Raw genomic sequence first — 19,554 nt, 5'->3', positions numbered from 1 at the left:
ATGAAAGCTTTTTTTGTAAAAAAGGAGAGATAAGATGAATCAAATCAAACTTCCCGCCGGGTTTCGAGACTCGATCCTGGAAGAGTGCACGAAAAAAAACAAAGTGAAAGCGATTTTGAACGAAGTGTTTGCGTCGTATGGCTACGAGGAAATCGTCACCCCGGTTTTGGAGTATTACCAGACGTATTCCAACGCGTTCAACACACTCAACGACCAGGAAATGTACAAGTTTTTCGATCGCTCGCAAGATATTTTGGCGCTGCGCATGGATATGACCGTCCCGATCGCCAGAGCGGTGACGACGCGCTTTCAAGACGAGATGGGGCCGTTCCGTCTGCATTATTGCGCCAACGTGTACAAAGTGCGCCCGTCTTTGGCCGGCAAACAAAGCGAGGCGACCGACTGCGGCGTCGAATTGATTGGTTTGGATTCCCATTCCGACTTGGAAGTGCTTACGTGCGCGCTGGACGGGTTGCAGGCGCTTGACTTGCCTTCGCACATTTTGGAAATCGGAACGGTTCGCTTTTTCGACGAGGCGTGCCGCAGCGCGCGGCTTTCGGAGGAGCAAAGAACGAAGCTGGCGGATTTGATTGATCGCAAAAGCATGGTCGAGCTCAAGGACTATTTGCAGGCGCTCGATTTAAACGACACGATCACGGCGTTCTTTTTGCGCCTTCCGCTGCTCAGCGGTGGACAAGACATGCTGGATGAAGCGTACGGATGCGCGTTTACGCCGGCGCTGCGGGAAATCGTCATCGAGCTCAAAGGGCTGGCGGATGAGTTGACCGCTTTGGGCTATGGCCGGCACGTCCAGTTCGATTTAGGAAAAATCGCCCATCTCGACTATTACACCGGCATCATTTTCGAAGGATTTATCGAAGGCGCGGGCACAAGCGTGCTCAGCGGCGGTCGCTACGACCAGCTGCTGAAGGTGTTTGGAAACGACTTGCCGGCTTGCGGTTTCTCGTTCAAGCTCGACGCGCTGATCGACCACATCGAAGCGCCCGAAAAACGGGCGAAGGTGCGCCTGATTTACGGTCCTCGCCAAAAAGTGGAAGCGATGCAGCTGGCGCGGGATTTGCGCCGCGAGCAAATCGTGGAACTCGTTCCCGGATTTACGGATGAAATCATAATCAAGGAGGTCGAAGCATGACATTATCCATGGCACTGACAAAAGGAAGACTGGAAAAGAACACGGTCGAGATGCTGGATCAATGCGGATACGGAACCGAGGCGCTCAAAAACAAGGGCCGCGCTCTCGTGTTCGCGGACACGAAAAAAGATTTGGAATATTTTCTCGTCAAAGCCAACGACTGCATCACGTACGTCGAGCACGGCGTGGCGGATGTCGGCGTGGTCGGCAAGGACACGCTTCTGGAAGGTGGTTCGGACTATTACGAGCTGCTCGATCTAGACATTGGAAAATGCAAGTTTATCGTCGCCTCCCTGCCGGAAAACGACTTGTTCAACAAAGTCGGACACGTCAAAATCGGAACGAAATATCCAAAAGTCGCGCAAAATTACTTTTTGGGGCGCGGCATGGATGTCGAAATCATCAAAATCGACGGATCCGTCGAATTGTCCCCATTGCTTGGCTTGTGCGACGGCATCGTCGACATCATGGAAACGGGTACGACGCTGCGTGAAAACGGATTGATCGTTCTGGATACCGTTTGCCCGATCAGCGCCCGTCTGATTGTCAACAAGGCGTCGTTTCGGCTGAAAAGAAAAGAAATACTCGATCTGATCGCAGATCTGGAAAGTGTGGTGAAAAACAATGCTCAAAGCACTCAATAAAAACGACTCGCAAACTTTGATGAAATACGTCAGCGAACGCAGCCAGGAAATTTCCGCCGATATTTTAATGGCGGCGACCCGGATCATCGACCAGGTCCGAAACGACAAGGACGCGGCGCTGTTTGAGCTGACGCGCCAGTTCGACGGCATCGACTTGAAAAATCTGCAAGTCAGCGAGCAGGAGCTCGACGAAGCCATCCGGCAATGCGATCCGGCGTTTATGGAAGCGATGCGCCGGGCGAAGGAAAACATCGAGTTTTACCATCAGGCCCAAAAACAAAACGCCTTCCTGCTCCAAAAGGAAATGAACATTTATTTAGGACAACGTGTCATTCCGCTGGATTCCGTCGGCATTTATGTGCCTGGCGGACGCGCCCAGTATCCAAGTAGCGTCTTGATGAACGCCATTCCGGCGCATGTCGCCGGCGTCAAGCGCATCGTGATGGTCACGCCGCCCGGACCCAACGGAACGATCCATCCCAACATCGCGTACGCGGCCAAACTGGCTGGCATTCAGGAAATCTACAAGGTGGGAGGCGCCCAGGCCATCGCCGCGCTAGCCTATGGCACGCCAACGATCCGGCCGGTGGATAAAATCGTCGGGCCGGGAAACATTTTCGTGGCGGCGGCGAAAAAGCTCGTGTTTGGCAAAGTCGACATTGACATGATTGCCGGACCAAGCGAGATTCTAGTCGTCGCCGACCAGGGCGCGAACCCAAAATACGTGGCGGCCGATTTGCTGTCGCAAGCCGAACACGATCCGATGGCGTGCTCGATCCTGATTTCGACGGACGCCAAGCTTGTCGACCTCGTCAACGCCGAGCTCAAAGCGCAAAGCGCCGTGCTTCCAAAGCGGGAAATCGTGGAAAAGTCGCTGGCGGACCACGGACATTCGATTGTTTGCGATACCATTGAGGAAGCCATCGAAATATCCAACATGATCGCCCCTGAACATTTGGAACTGATGATTGCCGATCCGATGAGCGCGCTAGGTCTTGTGAAGCACGCGGGCAGCGTCTTCTTAGGCTACTACACGTGCGAAAGCGTAGGCGACTACTTTGGCGGCACGAACCACGTTTTGCCAACGAGCGGAACGGCGCGTTTTTCCAGCGCGCTGGGCGTGGACAGCTTTATAAAAAAGTCGAGCTATCTCCACTACTCCAAAGAGGCGCTTCAGACGTATGGCGAGATGATCGTGAAAATGGCGCAAGAGGAAAAACTGGACGCCCACGCCAACGCGATTTTAGTGAGGCTGAACGATGAGTGCGCGTAACAAGGCGGTGTCCGCCTACGAGGCGCACGTGCAGGAAGGAGTTTTGCTGAACGCCAACGAGTCGCCGACCAATTTCGACGAGCAAATTTTGACGGAAATTAAGGCGTCTCTGGACACTACGTTGTTTCATCGCTACCCGGACGACTCGTACCGCTCGCTCAAGGAGGCGTACGCCCAAGTCGTCGGTGTCGAGCCGGACATGGTGCTTTGCGGAAATGGCAGCGACCAGATGCTTGGCCTGCTCATTGGCTGCGCGATGGCGGAAGGGAAAACACTGGCGACCCTCGCGCCCGATTTCGGGATGTATGACTACTATGTGTCGATGTACGGGGGAACGATCAAAAAATATCCGATCGCGGCGGGAAAACCGCTGGACATGGACGCGTTTGTCGCGTTCGCCAAGGACGCGGACATGGTTTTGTTTTCCAACCCCAACAATCCGACAGGCAATCTTGTGTCTGGCGCGGACATTGAGAAGCTGCTTCAAACGATACGGCACGTGCCGGTCGTCATCGACGAGGCGTATATGGAGTTCGCCGATGAAAGCGTTGTCGGCTTGCTTGACCAGTATCCGAACTTGTTCGTGACGCGCACCTTGTCCAAAGCGTATGGCGCCGCGGGCATCCGGCTGGGCTTTTTGCTGAGCCGGGCGGAAAACATACAAAAGCTTGGCGCGTTGAATGTGCCTTACAACGTGTCCCGAACGACGCAGACGATTGGCGAGATCCTTTTGCGGCACGCCGCCACGTTTGCGGGGCGCGTCGAGCAAATTTGCCGGCAGCGGGAGCGGTTTGCCGAGCTGGCGCCTTCGCTGCGCCGGTTCACGCTGTATCCTTCCCACGCCAATTTCGTGCTTGTGGAAGGCGAGGGGTTAGACGATTTGCTGGCCGCTTTCAAGGCGCGCAACATCGTCGTACGCGAATACGCCGGCAAGCCGTATTGCCGGATCACGATTGGCAGCGTGGCGGAAAACGACCAGGTGCTGGAAATCATAAGAAAGGTGGATGAGAGCGATGCGGATGTTTGAGCTGGAACGCATCACGAAAGAAACGGAAGTGCGCGGCGCGCTTTGTCTGGAAGGCGAAGGACGCAGCGAGATCCGGACGGGAATCGGTTTTTTCGACCATATGCTGGATTTGTTCGCGTTTCATTCCGGATTTGATTTGACAATGCGCGCCAAAGGCGATTTGGAGGTGTGCGACCATCACACGATCGAGGATTGCGGGATCGTGCTGGGCACGCTCATTCGCGAGGCGCTTGGCGACAAGCGGGGAATTCACCGGTATGGCACGTTTATGCTGCCGATGGACGAAACCTTGTGCAACGTGACGCTGGATTTAAGCGGCCGGCCGTATTTGGTGTACCATTGCGAGCTGAACCGGGAAAAAATCGGCGAGTACTCGACGGAAATGACGGAAGAGTTTTTCCGGGCGGTTTGCATGAACTGCGGCATGACGCTGCATATCAACGTGTTGTACGGAACGAACGACCATCACAAAGTTGAGGCGGTATTCAAGGCGTTTGGGCGGGCGCTCAAGGAGGCGGTGCGCGTCGAGAGCGACCGGGTCGTGTCGAGCAAGGGGGTGCTGGAATGATTGGCATCATCGACTATGGCATGGGCAATTTGCACAGCGTCAAAAACGCGTGCGACCACTTAGGGCTGGAAGCGATCGTTTCCAACGACAAGGCGGTTTTAGAGCGATGCGACCGGCTCATTTTGCCGGGAGTCGGCGCGATCAAGGACTGCATGGACACGCTCAACCGAAGCGGACTGGCGGCGTGGATCAAGACGCAGGTCCAACAAAAACAAATCCCGATTTTAGGCATTTGTCTTGGTATGCAGGCGTTGTTTGAGTCCAGCGAGGAAAATGGCGGCGTGCCGTGTTTTGGTTTTTTGAATGGAAAAGTCGTGTTCATGTCGAAAACGGATGTGCGCGTGCCCCACATTGGCTGGAACGCCTTGGAATGGAACGAAACCGGCGGCTTTGCGCCCGTCGAGCCTTCGTATGTCTACTATGATCATTCCTATTACGGAGTTGGGCTGGATCCAGAGGATTTGATGGCGTATTCGCGGTACGGAAGCTATCTCGTGCCCGGCGTCGTCAAAAAAGGAAATGTCGTCGGCACCCAGTTTCATCCGGAAAAGAGCGGAAAAGTCGGCTTGTCGATTTTGGACGCGTTTGGAAGGGGGATTTTATGAAAGTGATACCAGCGATTGATTTGCTGGACGGCAAACCGGTCCGGCTGTATCAAGGCGACTATGCCAAAGAGGAACAAGTGGGCGAGGACGCGCTGCAAATCGCGCAAGCGTTCGCCCGGGCAGGCGCCCGGTATTTGCACGTCGTGGATTTGAACGGCGCGAAAAAAGGCGAGCGGATCCACGGCGATTTAATCGAGGCGATCGTTCGCGAAACGAAGCTGCGCGTGGAAGTCGGCGGCGGTATCCGAACGATGGAAGATGTGGAGGCGTATTTGAATCTTGGCGTGGACCGGGTGATTTTAGGAACGGCCGCGCTGAAGGATCCGGCGTTTTTGAAGGAGGCGCTGGCACGCTACGGCGAACGGATCGTGGTGGGCGTCGACTGCAAAGACGGAAAAGTGTGCGCTTCGGGCTGGCTGGATCAAAGCGACGTGGATTATTTGGATTTCGCGATCGAAATGGAACAGCTTGGCGTGCAAACGATCGTGTTTACCGACATTTCCAAAGACGGAACGCTGGCGGGACCGAATTTGGACATGCTTGAACAATTAAAACGGCATGTCAGTCTGGATATCGTCGCGTCCGGCGGCGTCAAGGATATCGGGGATATCGAGGCGCTCCGGCGGCTGGATGTCGATGGCGCGATCGCGGGAAAAAGCTTGTACGCGGGCACGCTGGACTTGAAGGAGGCGCTGGATGCGTGCGCGGGAGATGCGGCATGCTGACGAAACGAATCATTCCATGTCTTGACGTGAAGGATGGCAAAGTCGTGAAAGGCGTCAACTTTGTCGGCTTGAAGGAGCTTGGCGATCCGGTAGAGTACGCCAAGAAATATTACGAGCAAGGCGCCGACGAGCTCGTCTTTCTGGACATCACCGCGACGCATGAAGGCCGCAAAACGATGAAGGCGATGGTCGAATCCGTGGCGCGGGAAATTTACATTCCCTTTACGGTCGGCGGCGGGATTCGAACGATCGAGGACATCCGGACGATTTTACTGGCGGGCGCGGACAAGGTGTCGCTCAATTCGGCCGCCGTTTCCAACCCGGATCTTATTCGCCAGGGCGCCGAAATGTTTGGCAACCAGTGCATCGTGCTGGCGGTCGACGCGAAAATGCGGCCGGATCGCTCGGGCTGGAACGTGGTCGTCCATGGCGGACGCATCGACACCGGCAAGGACGTGCTGGAATGGGTCAAAGAAGGCGTGCGTCTGGGCGCGGGCGAAATTTTGCTGACGAGCATGGACGCCGACGGCACGAAGGAAGGATTCGACCTGGCCTTGTGCAAAGCGGTTCGCGAGGCGGTCAACGTGCCGGTCATCGCTTCGGGTGGCTGCGGCAGCCTGGCGCATTTTTTCGACGTGTTCGAGCAGGATGGAGCGGATGCGGCGCTGGCGGCCAGCTTGTTCCACTACGACGAGCTGACGGTGCAAGACGTGAAGGCGTATTTGGAGAAAAAAGGAGTGTTGGTTCGGCCATGATCACAGTGGATTTTAAAAAGGGAAACGGCCTGGTTCCGGTGATCGTTCAGGATGTCCACAGCAAGGAAGTGCTGATGCTGGCTTACATGAACGAGGAAAGTCTGGCAAAGACGCGAAAGACGGGGTTGGCGACGTACTGGTCGCGTTCGCGAAACGAGTTGTGGACCAAGGGCGAGACAAGCGGCCACTATCAGCATGTCAAGGCGATTCATGTGGATTGCGACGAGGACACGCTGCTGCTGGAAGTCGAGCAAGTGGGCGCGGCGTGCCATACCGGGCACCGGTCTTGTTTTTATCGGGAATTGGATGAAGAGTAGGCAAGGAGAAATAAAACGATGAGCATGAATGTTTACGAGCGCGTGTTTGAAACGATTTTGGACCGGAAAGCCAATCCGGAGCAAGGCAGCTACACGACGTACTTGTTTGAAAAAGGACTGGAAAAGATTTTGAAGAAAGTGGGCGAGGAGAGCACGGAAGTCATCATCGCCAGCTGCAAGCACGACAAAGAGGAGGTCATCAACGAATACGGGGACTTGATTTACCATTTACTCGTTTTGATGGCGGAGCTTGGCATCACGCTGGATGATATCCACGCCGTGATGGAGGAAAGGGACAAAAAGACCCACAATTTGAAAGCGGAACGCAAACCAATCGAAAATTTGTGAGGGGAAAAACCGCAAAAGCCACGAAACGAACCAAAGAAGCCGAAAAAAGATTTTCTTTGAAAAGTGGGCTATAATGAAACTAGAAAAAGAAGACCATTTGTTTCCTGCAGACTAAGCTATGCTTTCCTAGGTAGTCATAGTCGACGTGCTTTCCAATCCCTAAAAAAAGAACGATTTTAGCTGTAGGATTTATTGAAAGAAACGCCATTCGAGTTAGGCGTTTCTTTTTGTGTTTGGACTCGCGCTTCCGCTCGGTTTCGATTGTGCTATAATAGTCCCATATGGAGGTTTGAATATGGATTCGAAAAGTCCGATTGGCGTATTTGATTCCGGGCTTGGCGGGATCAGCGTATTGAGCGCGATCCACACCTTGCTTCCGGGCGAGAACCTGATTTATTTCGGCGACTCGCAATACAACCCGTATGGAACAAAAACGAAGGAGGAAATCACCCAGCGATGCCTCGCGATTTGCGACGAGCTGATTCGCCGCGGCGCGAAAATGATTGTCGTGGCGTGCAATACCGCGACAAGCGCCTGCGTCAACCAGCTGCGCGACACGTACGATGTGGATATCATCGGCATGGAACCGGCGCTGAAAGTGGCGTGCGATCGGCCGCAGCCGCAGCGCGTGGCGGTATGGGCGACGGATTTCACGTTGAAAGAGGAGAAATTCGCAGCGCTCATGCACCGGTTTGATGAAAAGCACGAAATCCACAAAGTCGCCTGTCCGCAGCTCGTCCGCATCGTCGAAGAAGACGATCTGGACAACGACGTGCGCGCCCAGGCCGCGATGAACGCGTATTTGGCCCAGGCGCCGGATGTCGACTCCATCGTGCTCGGATGCACCCATTTCGTGTTTTTCAAAAAGAAACTCGCGCAACGTCTTCAAGATTCCATCGAGCTGATCGACGGCAACGAGGGCACGGCCCGGCATGTCAAGGCGCTTTTGGAACAACGCGGGCTTCTCAACCGCGGCGAGGCCGGAACGATTGCCTGGATGAACACGCTGCCGGAAAAAATCGGGCTTTCGAAACGATTATTCAACCGCATGGAGGATAGTATTGAATGACAAACGCATGGAAAACGTATTCCGAAAAGGAAAAACAGGAAGTCATGGATTTCAATGACGCGTATATTGACTTTATTTCAAAAGGCAAGACGGAACGCCTTTGCACAAAAATGATTATCGAACTGGCCAAAGGCTTTGGATACAAAAACATGGAGGACGTGATCCTTCATCATGAAACGCTCAAACCGCAGGACAAAGTGTACTTCAATATGATGAACAAGTCCGTGGCGCTCGTCCACATTGGCAATGAGCCGCTTGAAAAGGGCTTGAACATTGTCGGGGCCCACATCGACTCGCCGCGCCTGGATTTGAAGCAGCACCCGCTGTACGAAGCCGACGGACTCGCCTTCTTTGACACCCACTATTATGGCGGAATCAAAAAATACCAGTGGCTCGCGCTGCCGCTGGCGCTTTATGGCGTCGTGTGCCTGAAAGACGGCACGACAATCGACGTGTCGATTGGCGACCACGCCGAGGATCCGGTGCTGTGTATTACCGATCTTTTGCCGCATCTGGCGAAGGACCAAATGAAAAACAACGCCTCGGAATTTGTGGAAGGCGACAATTTGGATGTGATCGTCGGTTCCATTCCGGAAAGCGACGAGGAAAAAGACGCGGTCAAGAAAAACGTTCTCGCGCTGCTGAACCAAATGTATGGCATCGACGAGGAGGATTTCGTATCCGCCGAACTGGAAATCGTGCCGCATGGAAAAGCGCATTCCGCCGGACTGGATCGCTCAATGGTGCTTGGGTACGGACAGGACGACCGGGTTTGCGCCTACACGTCGCTGATCGCGATGCTTGAGCAGGACACGCTGGATCGCAGCGCGGCGGGTTTGTTCGTCGACAAGGAGGAAATCGGCAGCGTCGGCGCGACCGGCATGCAGTCCAGATTTTTTGAAAACATGATCGCGGAAATTTTGGAAGCCATGGGCGAGTATTCGGATTTGAAAGTCCGCCGCGCCCTCCAAAACTCGTACGCCTTAAGCAACGACGTGTGCGCGGCCCACGATCCGAACTATCCATCCGTTTCGAGCCCGCACGACAACATGGCGAAATTCGGACACGGCTTGTCGTTTGCCAAGTACACGGGCTCCCGCGGCAAAGGAGGTTCCAACGACGCGAATCCGGAATTCATCGCGAAGCTGAGAAAGATTTTCGAAGACGCTCATGTCGTTTGGCAAACGAGCGAGCTTGGCAAAGTCGACCAGGGCGGCGGCGGAACGATCGCCTATATTTTAGCGAACTACGGCATGCAGGTCATCGACTCGGGCGTCGCGCTGCAAAGCATGCATTCGCCATTCGAGCTGTCGAGCAAGGCCGATGTGTTTGAAGCGAAAAAAGCGTACAAAGCGTTTATCAAACACTGCAAATAAAAGAGAAGGAAGCGAGCGCAAATTCGCTTCTTTTTTTGTGAGCGCCTCAAACCGCAGTATAATCAAACAAGAAAGAAGGATGCGATCATGACAAACACCAACGATTTTTCCCGGGGAAGCGTTTCCCGGCACATCGTCGCCCTGGCCGGGCCGATGATTCTCGCCCAGTTCATCAATTTGCTTTATAACATGGTGGACCGGATTTATATCGGCCGTCTTGGCCGACACGCGACCGAGGCCATGTCCGCGTTGGGCGTGTGCCTGCCCGCCATCACGATCGGGATCGCGTTCGCCAATTTAGTCGGGATGGGCGGCTCGCCGCTTGTTTCCATCGCCCGCGGAAAAAAGGACCTCGATTTGGCGCGCCGTATTTTAGCCAACGCGCTAGTTTATTTGGTTTTTCTTTCCGTCTTGCTGATGGGAGGCGGGCTGTTGTTTTGCAAGCCGCTCTTGATTGGATTTGGGGCGAGCTCCTCGACGATCGCCTACGCCCAAACGTATTTATCCATTTACTTGCTGGGCACGCCGTTTGTCTTGATCGCGCTGGGCATGAACGCCTTTATCAACGCCCAGGGCTTCGCAAAAACCGGGATGATGACCGTCGTGATTGGCGCCATTCTCAACATTGTGCTGGATCCGATTCTCATTTTCGGCTGCGGGCTGGGCGTGGCGGGCGCCGCGATCGCGACGATTGTTTCGCAGGCGGTTTCCATGGCGTGGACTTTGCGCTTTTTGACGTCGTCTCGCTCCATCGTCCGGCTGGAATGGAACCGCCTTTCGGTCGATTTTTCGATCGTGGGCCAAATTACATCCTTGGGACTGGCCGGATTCATGATGTCGATGACCAACTCCATCGTCACAATCGTGTGCAACAACGTGCTCTTGCGGTGGGGAGGCGACTTGTACATCGCCGTGATGACCGTCATCAACTCGCTGCGAGAGCTCGCCTCGCTGCCCGGGCAAGGGTTCGCCAACGCCAGCCAGCCGGTTCTTGGATTCAACTACGGGGCGGGGTGCTATCGAAGAGTGCTGCAAGGCATTCGCAGCGTCACCTTGTTCACGTTGGGATCCATGTTTGTATTTTGGCTTTTGATTGTCGTTGGCGCGCACGGCTTGTTTCGAATCTTTACCGACGATCCGCAAGTGCTGGCGCATGGAGTCAGGGCGAGCCGGCTGTATTTTTTTGGCTTTTTCATGATGGCTTTTCAAATGAGCGGCCAGTCCGTGGCGATTGGGCTGGGGAAGTCAAAGCAGGCCATTTTCTTTTCGATTTTCCGCAAAGTCATCGTGGTCGTTCCCTTGACGTTTTTGCTTCCTTTTTGGCTGGGGGTCGACGGCGTGTTTGTGGCGGAGGCGATCTCGAATTTCGCGGGCGGCATCGCTTGCTATGGGACGATGCTGGCGACCATAGGGCGCGAATTGCAAAAAAAAGAAAAAAATCGAACGATTTAGGGCACTTTTTCTCTTTTTTGTCGTATATAAAGGTATGAGAATAAAAGAAATGGAACACATGCAGCGTCCCAGGGAAAAAGCCCTGCGCGACGGCATCGGCACGCTAAGCGACGCCGAACTCGCCGCTTTGATTTTATCGAGCGGCAACAAGCAGCGGACCGTGGATCAAATCGCCCACGATCTGGTCCGCCAGTCGAAAGGATTCAGCCGGCTGACCGACATGACGCTGGAAGAGCTCATGCAAATTGACGGGATCCGCGAGGCGAAAGGGCTGCAAATCGTGGCGGCTCTGGAGTTGAGCAAACGGGCGATGAAAGCGCGCTCCTACATGTTTTCCATCGAGAGCCCCGCCGACGTGGCGGTCTGGTTCGAGATGGAGTACGGCGTTTTAAAGCAGGAGCACTTTGTTTGCGTTTATTTGGATACGAAAGGAAAGATCATCACGCACAAAACGCTTTTCAAAGGCTCCCTGAACGCCTCGCTTGTCCATCCCAGAGAAATATTCAAGGAGGCTTTTTTGCAAAACGCGCACGCGATTTTGCTCGTGCACAATCATCCATCCAACGATGTCACCCCTTCGGAGGACGACCGCAAGACGACGACGCGCCTTTTGGAGGTCGCGGACACGATGGGCATTCAAATCATGGACCACATCATCGTTGGAAAAGACCGGTATTACTCTTTCAAACAACACGACGCTCTTCGTTGAATCTCTGGAAGGAACTCGTTATAATAAAGCCAAATGATTTGGGGGAAGAAATGAAAAAGTTGAATCGACTTCAAAGAATATTGGTGAGCGCGAACGCGTTTTTAATCGTTTTTGGTTGCCTGATGCTTGGCTTGCGCCAAAATACGATGACAAACCCGGGATACAGCGCGTGGACATACATCAAATACGGATTGATCGACTACCCGATGACTTCGCTGGGCAGCGCGATCTCCGATGTGGCCAACCTTTGGCACGTTTATGACGACAACGTCTATCTCAACGAGGAGCTCGCGATCCAGCGCAGCTACCAGACGATGTACCAGGACGAAAAAAATAAAAACCAGGAGCTGGAGGAAATGCTCGACATGCAAAACGATTTGCCGGACGCGACCCGCATCCACTGCGTCGTGCTTGAGCGCTCCATCCAAAACTGGAACCAGCTCTTCACGATTTCCGCCGGAAAAAACGAAGGCGTGAAGGAAAACATGCTCGTGGCGACTTCGCAAGGCGTCGTCGGCCTTGTGGAGCATGTCGAAACTGCGACCAGCACGGTGCGTCTGCTGACGTCGCCCAAGCTGCACAACGACATCGCGATCGAGATCCCGCTTGACGACGGAACAACGATCGAGGGCGTGATGCAGTCGTACGACAGCGCGAAAAAAGCGTACACTGTCAATTTGTTCGATCATGACGCTACGGTGACCAATGGCGCGCAAGTCGCGACGAGCGGCAAGGGCGGCAACTACCCGGGCGGCGTGTTTATCGGCACGGTGACGGACACGGTGATGAACGACGACGCGATCATTTCCACGATTTACGTCAAGCCGGTTTCCAACATGCAAAGCTTCAATTACGTGACTGTGATCGGGAACAAGAAATCATGAAAAAAACGCAAATCATCGTCATTGGATTTCTCGGTCTTGGATTGATCGACTCCTTGATCACGTTCGGATTTCCTATCGACTTCACGTATACGGCGTACAGCGTCATTCCGCATTTCACGTTCATTGGAACGCTCATTTATTTGCACGATAAGGAATGGCTGAACCGGGTGCTCATTGGCGCCTTGATTGGCGCGCTGTTCGACGCCTTGTTCGCGAACACGTTTTTGATCTATATGGTTCTTTTCGCCCTTGGCGCGTACTTGATCGGCTGTCTGCGGCCGTGGATGCGCACCGAGCCGCGGAAGTTTTGGATTTATTGGGCGTTCGCGTTTTTGTTCGACTTGCTTCCTTACGTGACGCTGCGCCTGTTTTCAAGCGGTTATCCTCGCTTTTTGACGTGGATGCTGCGCGTCGAGGCGGCGACGCTGGTTTTGGACGCGGCGACGATCTTGTTTTTGATGTACGCCGGGCAAGTGATGTCGCGCTTTTTCAAGATTCGCGATTTGCGCGAGCAAAAGAAAGTGCGCCAAAAAATCAAACGAGCAAAATTTTCCCGGAAATAAGCGTTTCCGGGATTTGTGCTACAATAGAGAAAATGATCGAAGGAGGATCAAACGTGAAAAAACTACTATTGATCGACGGGAACTCGATGCTGTTCCGGGCGTATTACGCCACGGCGTACACGAATCGAATGTCGACTTCCTCGGGCATTCCGACCAACGCCGTCTTTGGTTTTATCGTCATGATGCAAAAGGCGATGCAAATCATTCAGCCAGACGCGGTTCTTGTCGCCTGGGACGCCGGAAAGCCGACGTTTCGCCATAAAGAATACGAAGCGTACAAAGGGACGCGCAAGGAGCTGGACGAGGACTTGATCGCGCAAATGCCGCTCGTGCGTGAATATTTGGACGAGATCCACGTGACCCGCTACGAGCAGGAAGGTTTCGAAGCCGACGACATCATCGGCTCGGCGGCCAAAGGCAGTGCGGACATGGATACGACCATTTTGACAAGCGACCGGGATTTGCTGCAGCTCATCGACCCGACCACGAAAGTGCTGCTCATGAAAAAGGGATTGAGCGAAATGGATTTAATGGACGAAGAGGCGCTGCGGGAGGCTTACGACTTGAGTCCGGCGCAAATCATCGACTTCAAAGGGCTGATGGGCGATCCTTCCGACAACATTCCCGGAGTCAAAGGCGTCGGCGAAAAAACCGCCCTCAAGCTGCTTCACCAGTTCGGCACCGTGGAAGGCGTGTACGAGCATTTGGACGAAGTCAAAGGAAAGATGAAGGAAAAACTGGAAAACGGCAAGGAGATGGCTTTTTTATCGAAAGAGCTGGCGACCATTTACACCCAGATGGATTTGCCGTTTTCGCTCGCGGATCTCACGGTGGAATCCCACAGCGCCGCCGATTTTTATCAAAAATACGAAATGCGCTCGCTGATGAGCGAGGAGAAACCCCAGCCGGCGCGCCAATACGAGGTGGAAACGGTGGCTTCTCTGGACGCGATTCCGTTCGCGGACCCGGACAGCCTGCTGTTTTTCGCCGTCGCGAGCGACGAGCCGTTTTTAGAGCAGACGTTGTATGGCTTTTTGTTTCCGCAGCGTCAAAAAGCGTACTATTTGCCACTGGAAAACGCGTCCAGGGACGCGGCGTTTTTAAAAGCGCTTCAGGAAAACAAACAGCTGGAAACGTGGAACGCGAAAGCGATGATGCATTTGCTGGACCGGTACGGCTTTCCGGTGCCGACGTTTGCCGAGGACTACCATATCGCCAGCTTCCTGCTGTTTTCGCAGGCGACGAACATGGACTACTTGCTTGAGGCGCTGCAAGTGCAGCTTCCCGAGCCTTGGCGCGACTTAGGAAAAAAGAGCCTTGGCGGCTTCACGCAAGAGCGGATGGTGCCGGAGATCGCCGCGCTCGCGATGCAGATCGAGCAAAAAAAACTCGCGATTCTCGACCAGCTCGCGATCGAGGACATGCAGGATTTGTATCAAAACATCGAACTGCCGCTCATTCCTATTTTGTACGACATGGAGCGCACCGGCATCCATGTGGACGAGGAAAAGCTCGAGGCGCTGCGCCACGAATACCAGGACAAGATGGATGGACTGATGGAGCGGATCTACGGCTACGCGGGGCATGCGTTCAACATCGACTCGCCGAAGCAGCTGGCGGGGGTGTTGTTTGACGAGCTGCACTTAAAGACAGGCAAGAAGCGCTCGACGGCCGCCGACGTTTTGGAAAAGCTGCGGGACGCGCATCCGATTATCGACGACATTCTCGAATACAAAAAATACTCGAAAATCATGTCGACGTACATCCTGGGGCTGGCGCGCTACATCCATGGCGGAAAAATTTACACGACGTTTAACCAGACGATGACCCAGACGGGGCGCTTGTCCTCTTCCGATCCGAACCTGCAAAACATTTCTGTCAAAGACGAGGAAGGCAAGGAGATCCGGAAAGTGTTCGTCGCGCCGTCGGGCTACAAGCTCGTGTCGGCCGACTATTCGCAAATCGAGCTGCGGATGCTGGCGCACATGGCCGACGAATACAATATGATCGAGGCGTTTCAGGAAGGTGTGGACATTCACACGAAAACCGCGTCGCAGTTGTTTGGCGTCGCGCCTGACGAGGTGGACGACCACATGCGCCGGGTAGCCAAAACGGTCAACTTCGGTATCATATACGGCCAAACCGAGTTTGGTCTGGCGCAGACGCTGCGCATTTCCCGCGACGAGGCGCGCGCGTTTATGGCGGCCTACTTCGCGTCGTATCCGAACATTCGCCAGTACATGGACAAGACGATTGCCTTTTGCGAGGAACACGGCTTTGTGGAAACGATGATGCACCGCCGGCGGATGATTCCGGAAATCAACGACAAAAACTACATGACGCGCGAGTTTGGAAAGCGGGCGGCGATGAACGCGCCAATTCAAGGCAGCGCGGCGGATTTGATCAAAATCGCGATGATCAAGACGAGCGCGGCGCTGGCGAAGCAGGGCTTTGAGGCGAAAATGCTTCTCCAGATCCACGACGAGCTTATTTTTCTCGTGCCCGACGACGAAGTGGACGCGATTCTTGAACTGGTTCGTACGACGATGGACGAGGCGATGGCGCTTAACGTGCCGCTTAAGGCGTCGATCGAATATGGCCAAAACTGGTACGAGGCCAAATAATGCCGGAAGCACCAGAAGTTCAAACCGTCCTCTCGACGCTTGAAACCCAAATCGGGCAGGCGAGAATTGTCAAGGCGGAACTGTTTCACGACAAGCTGGCCGACAACATGGACGCCCGCCAGTTCGAGGCCGCGCTTGTGAACCAGCGCATCGAGCGGTTTTTCCGGCTCGGAAAATACCTTGGTTTTGAAACGCAGGATTACGACTGGATCGTGCATTTGCGCATGGAAGGAAAGTTTTATCTTTTTGACGCCTATCCAAACCCGAAGGACAAGCACATTCACGCGATTTTCACGTTGAGCGACGGCCGGTATTTGTGCTATCACGACACGCGCAAGTTCGGGCGCATGTATTTGTATCCCAAAACAGGCTCCATCGCCAGTCTGCCGTGTTTCGCGCGCGTCGGCGTCGATTTTCAGGACGCGACAGGACGTCATTTGTACGAAAAGACGCGGGGATGCCGGCGCGACATCAAAAGCGTTTTGCTCGATCAGTCGGTCATTGCCGGGATCGGCAACATTTACGCCGACGAGATTTTGTTCGCGGCCCGGATTGATCCGCGCAGCGTCGCCGGGCACTTGAACGAGGCGGACTGCGAGGCGATCGTGGCGCAAACGAAACGAATTTTAAACGGGGCCATCAAGGCGGGCGGCACGACGATTCGCTCCTACACGTCCTCTTTGGGCGTGACGGGCCGGTTTCAACTGGAATTAAAAGCGCATAGGCGGGAAGGAGAGGAGTGTTCGCAATGCCAGGATCCAATCGAGAAAATCAAATGGAAAGGGCGGAGCACGTATTTTTGCCCGCGTTGCCAGGTCAGAAAATAATCGCGATTACCGGAACGATCGGCTCGGGGAAAAGCACGGTCGCCAAAATTTTGGCTTCGCGCTATCCGGTCATCGACTGCGACCGGGTGAACGCCGAGCTGCTTTTGCCAGGCAGTCGGGCTTACGACGCGCTGCGCGCGCTTCCTTTTGTCAAAGTGGACGACCAGGGACAAATCGACAAGCCGGCGATGGCGAAGGCGATTTTTGGCGACGCAAGCAAAAAGGCCGCGGTCGAAGGCATTCTCCATCCGCGCATTTTCGAGCGGGTGCAGGCGTGGATCTTGGAGCAGCAAGCGCCGGTCGTGTTTGTGGAAATGCCGGTTTTGTTTGAGATCGGCGCCGAATGCCGGTTCAAGACGATTTGGTGCGTCACGTGCGATGAAGACGTCGCGTTGCAGCGTCTGATGGAGCAACGGCATTTTTCCAGGGAGGACGCGAAGGCGCGCATCGCCAGCCAGTGGGATGCGCGAAAGAAAAAAGCGGGAAGCACGGTCGTCATTGACAATTCGGCATCGCGTCAAGCGCTCCAGACGAAAGTGGCGGCGCTGATGGAAAGGTTGGAGGCAAGTGAAAAAAGGGAAAATTGAAATCGACACGCAAGGAACGTTCGCGCAAGACTGGGAAGATGTGCTGACGCTGCTGTACCGTCCCTTGATTACCGACCGCTCGTTTACGTTGTACCATTTGCTGCGGGCGATGCGGGGAAAAACGCTCGACATGGAGGAAATGCTTCGCTTGTGCGGCTTCAGTGAAAAACGGCTGGAATCCGCCCGGCAGACGCTCGAGGAGTTCCGGCTGCTGAAAACGTATCAGAAAGCGGCGTCGCGCGAGTATTTGGTCGTGTTGTTTCCGCCGCTGGAAGCGTACGACTTTTTAAAAGACAACACGTTTGGCCGGCTTTTTGTCGCCCAAATGGGCTCGAAGTCTTACGACGCCTTGAAACTGCATTTTGCTTCCAGAAACATCGACACGCAGGGGATGGTCGAAATTACCAAGCCGTTCGACAGCGCGCGGCTTCAAAACTGGAACGACGACCAGGAGGCGATCATGGCGAGCCTGCGTCCTGGCGAGAAGACGGGAGGCTTTGAGCGCTCGTTTGACTTCGAAACGTTTTTCGTGCAAATGGACCGGGTGTTTCCGCCGCGGTTTAGGACGCGCAAAAACCTCGACTTGATTGCCTCGCTCGCTTCGATTTACGGCATTGGCGCCGAAGAGATGAAAAAGTACGTGAACCGGGCGTGCAATCCATACACCCACGCGTTTTCTCCGGAAAAGCTGGAACGTCTTGTCCACGCGACGTTGAAAAAACCGGTGGCGGCGCCGGAGGATCCGTATCAGATGGATCCGATGCATTTCTTTCAAATGCGCCAAAGCGCGCCGATGGCCCGCGCCGACGAGAGTCTTATCCGCGATTTGAGTGAAAAATACGGATTCTCCAATGAGGTCGTCAACTTGCTTGTGGAATATTTGCTTGACGTGACCGGACAAAAATTCCAGCGCGCCTATGTGGAAAAGGTGGCGGCGGCCTGGAACCGGCTCAAAATCACGACGAGGGAGCAAGCCCAAAAACAAATCGAGGCCGAGCGCAGCGGCATGAACGCGGCCAAGACGCCGGGCGTGAGCACGGGTCTGCCGGAGTGGTACGACTACAAGCCGAACACGCCGGTGAGCGAGGAGCTATTAGCCAAAGCGCTGGCTCGCCAAAAGAAAGCAGCGGGGAAATAAGCGATGAAAGATTTTCAAATCAAACTGGATCCGGCGCAGCAGGCGCGCCGCTTTGAGCAAATCCAGAAGCTAAAGGAAAACAAGCTTGTCGTCGACTTCATGCGTCGAAACCATCTGCCGATGGAAGTGCTGGAAAAGCATTCCTCCCAGTTTTTATCGTGGGTCGAACGGGTGGCGAAATGCCAGGGGTGTCTGGGGCTGCGGTATTGCCGCCAGCCTTTGAAGGGGCGGCTGCAAATGCTTGACGTGGATGCCGAAGGATATTTGACGGACGTGTACAAGGCGTGCCGCTACGAGCAGGATGAGGAAAAGCAGCTCGCGCACCGGCGCAACTATAAAATTTTCGATGGCTCCTACGCCGATCTTCTTCTTGATGAAAACTCCATCCATCTTGGACAGGAATCAAACGAATACACGGAAGTGTTTGTGGCGATGACCGATTACGAAACGGAGAAAGGCATGTATTTATACGGCCAGCCCGGAACGGGAAAAACGTATTTGTCGCGCGTGGCTGCCAACCACTACGCCAAAGCCGGGCAGACAGTGTGCTTTGTGAACATGCCGCAGTGCATCCAGTCGCTTAAGCAAAACATGACGGACAGCCGGTTTCGCGTGACGATGCTGTCGCGGATGAAGTTTTGCGACGTGTTGTTTTTAGACGATATCGGTTCGGAAAGCATTAGTGCCTGGACGCGGGACGAGATCCTATTTCCGATTTTGGAGTATCGGATGAACAACCGGCTCAAGACGTATTTCACGTCGAATTACACGCTTGAGGAATTGAAAAAGCAGTACGCGAAAGTGCGGGAGGAAAGCGCCGAAGTGGCTTCGATGCGGATCCTGGAGCGGATCCGCTCGCTGGCGGTTCCTTGCGGACTGTACGGACCTTCCAGACGGTAAACGTCTTGTT

Annotated in this window: 21 protein-coding genes; all 21 read left to right on the top strand. The window is 54.4% G+C overall.

Annotated features, from left to right (window positions below; all coding sequences use genetic code 11):
- The first annotated feature begins 34 nt into the window (after positions 1-34).
- A complete protein-coding gene (hisZ, locus tag ABNS49_RS05550; RefSeq protein WP_135980694.1) occupies positions 35-1,153 on the top strand; it encodes an ATP phosphoribosyltransferase regulatory subunit in 1,119 nt (372 codons plus the stop codon).
- Positions 1,150-1,797, top strand: a complete 648-nt coding sequence (hisG, locus tag ABNS49_RS05545) for an ATP phosphoribosyltransferase (RefSeq protein ID WP_135980695.1) — start codon at positions 1,150-1,152, stop codon at positions 1,795-1,797. Before hisZ ends, hisG begins: the two co-directional genes overlap by 4 nt.
- Positions 1,778-3,070 (top strand): histidinol dehydrogenase, encoded by a 1,293-nt coding sequence (gene hisD, locus ABNS49_RS05540; protein ID WP_135980696.1) that lies wholly within the window; start codon positions 1,778-1,780, stop codon positions 3,068-3,070. The genes hisG and hisD overlap by 20 nt, the downstream gene beginning before the upstream one ends.
- Positions 3,057-4,097 carry a histidinol-phosphate transaminase gene (gene hisC / locus ABNS49_RS05535; RefSeq protein ID WP_135980697.1) on the top strand — a complete coding sequence of 347 codons (1,041 nt, stop codon included), beginning with the start codon at positions 3,057-3,059 and terminating at the stop codon, positions 4,095-4,097. The genes hisD and hisC overlap by 14 nt, the downstream gene beginning before the upstream one ends.
- A complete protein-coding gene (hisB, locus tag ABNS49_RS05530; RefSeq protein WP_135980698.1) occupies positions 4,084-4,665 on the top strand; it encodes an imidazoleglycerol-phosphate dehydratase HisB in 582 nt (193 codons plus the stop codon). Before hisC ends, hisB begins: the two co-directional genes overlap by 14 nt.
- Positions 4,662-5,270 carry an imidazole glycerol phosphate synthase subunit HisH gene (gene hisH, locus ABNS49_RS05525; RefSeq protein ID WP_135980699.1) on the top strand — a complete coding sequence of 203 codons (609 nt, stop codon included), beginning with the start codon at positions 4,662-4,664 and terminating at the stop codon, positions 5,268-5,270. Before hisB ends, hisH begins: the two co-directional genes overlap by 4 nt.
- Entirely contained in the window at positions 5,267-5,995 is a 729-nt protein-coding gene (gene hisA, locus ABNS49_RS05520; RefSeq protein ID WP_135980700.1) for a 1-(5-phosphoribosyl)-5-[(5-phosphoribosylamino)methylideneamino]imidazole-4-carboxamide isomerase, read from the top strand. The genes hisH and hisA overlap by 4 nt, the downstream gene beginning before the upstream one ends.
- Positions 5,989-6,750 (top strand): imidazole glycerol phosphate synthase subunit HisF, encoded by a 762-nt coding sequence (hisF, locus tag ABNS49_RS05515; protein ID WP_135980701.1) that lies wholly within the window; start codon positions 5,989-5,991, stop codon positions 6,748-6,750. Before hisA ends, hisF begins: the two co-directional genes overlap by 7 nt.
- Positions 6,747-7,067 (top strand): phosphoribosyl-AMP cyclohydrolase, encoded by a 321-nt coding sequence (hisI, locus tag ABNS49_RS05510; protein ID WP_135980702.1) that lies wholly within the window; start codon positions 6,747-6,749, stop codon positions 7,065-7,067. Before hisF ends, hisI begins: the two co-directional genes overlap by 4 nt.
- Positions 7,068-7,091: 24 nt before the next feature.
- Complete coding sequence (gene hisE, locus ABNS49_RS05505) at positions 7,092-7,415, top strand: phosphoribosyl-ATP diphosphatase (protein ID WP_135980736.1); 324 nt, start codon at positions 7,092-7,094, stop codon at positions 7,413-7,415.
- 295 nt (positions 7,416-7,710) lie between these two features.
- Positions 7,711-8,484: a glutamate racemase gene (gene murI / locus ABNS49_RS05500; protein ID WP_135980703.1), complete on the top strand. Its 774-nt coding sequence runs from the start codon at positions 7,711-7,713 to the stop codon at positions 8,482-8,484.
- The gene (locus ABNS49_RS05495; RefSeq protein WP_135980704.1) at positions 8,481-9,860 is read left to right on the top strand and encodes an aminopeptidase; all 1,380 of its coding nucleotides are present in this window, start codon (positions 8,481-8,483) and stop codon (positions 9,858-9,860) included. The genes murI and ABNS49_RS05495 overlap by 4 nt, the downstream gene beginning before the upstream one ends.
- An 87-nt stretch (positions 9,861-9,947) precedes the next feature.
- Positions 9,948-11,312, top strand: coding sequence for an MATE family efflux transporter (locus ABNS49_RS05490; protein WP_135980705.1), 1,365 nt, complete (start codon positions 9,948-9,950; stop codon positions 11,310-11,312).
- A 34-nt stretch (positions 11,313-11,346) separates the two neighbouring features.
- The gene (radC, locus tag ABNS49_RS05485; protein ID WP_135980706.1) at positions 11,347-12,021 is read left to right on the top strand and encodes a DNA repair protein RadC; all 675 of its coding nucleotides are present in this window, start codon (positions 11,347-11,349) and stop codon (positions 12,019-12,021) included.
- A 50-nt stretch (positions 12,022-12,071) separates the two neighbouring features.
- Positions 12,072-12,905 carry a rod shape-determining protein MreC gene (gene mreC, locus ABNS49_RS05480; RefSeq protein WP_277820829.1) on the top strand — a complete coding sequence of 278 codons (834 nt, stop codon included), beginning with the start codon at positions 12,072-12,074 and terminating at the stop codon, positions 12,903-12,905.
- Positions 12,902-13,468, top strand: a complete 567-nt coding sequence (mreD, locus tag ABNS49_RS05475) for a rod shape-determining protein MreD (protein WP_288343396.1) — start codon at positions 12,902-12,904, stop codon at positions 13,466-13,468. Before mreC ends, mreD begins: the two co-directional genes overlap by 4 nt.
- Positions 13,469-13,521: 53 nt before the next feature.
- On the top strand, positions 13,522-16,092 hold the full coding sequence (gene polA, locus ABNS49_RS05470) for a DNA polymerase I (protein WP_135980708.1): 2,571 nt from the start codon (positions 13,522-13,524) through the stop codon (positions 16,090-16,092).
- On the top strand, positions 16,092-16,919 hold the full coding sequence (gene mutM / locus ABNS49_RS05465; RefSeq protein WP_135980709.1) for a bifunctional DNA-formamidopyrimidine glycosylase/DNA-(apurinic or apyrimidinic site) lyase: 828 nt from the start codon (positions 16,092-16,094) through the stop codon (positions 16,917-16,919). The genes polA and mutM overlap by 1 nt, the downstream gene beginning before the upstream one ends.
- Positions 16,892-17,506, top strand: a complete 615-nt coding sequence (coaE, locus tag ABNS49_RS05460; RefSeq protein ID WP_168353617.1) for a dephospho-CoA kinase — start codon at positions 16,892-16,894, stop codon at positions 17,504-17,506. Before mutM ends, coaE begins: the two co-directional genes overlap by 28 nt.
- On the top strand, positions 17,487-18,644 hold the full coding sequence (locus ABNS49_RS05455) for a DnaD domain protein (RefSeq protein ID WP_135980711.1): 1,158 nt from the start codon (positions 17,487-17,489) through the stop codon (positions 18,642-18,644). Before coaE ends, ABNS49_RS05455 begins: the two co-directional genes overlap by 20 nt.
- A gap of 3 nt (positions 18,645-18,647) precedes the next feature.
- Entirely contained in the window at positions 18,648-19,544 is an 897-nt protein-coding gene (locus ABNS49_RS05450; RefSeq protein ID WP_135980712.1) for an ATP-binding protein, read from the top strand.
- Positions 19,545-19,554: the final 10 nt, after the last annotated feature.

The organism is uncultured Dubosiella sp., assembly GCF_964018005.1.
Classification (GTDB): domain Bacteria; phylum Bacillota_I; class Bacilli_A; order Erysipelotrichales; family Erysipelotrichaceae; genus Dubosiella; species Dubosiella muris.
The sequence above is the reverse complement of the archived record's forward strand: the minus strand, read 5'-3'. Positions and strand labels throughout refer to the sequence as shown.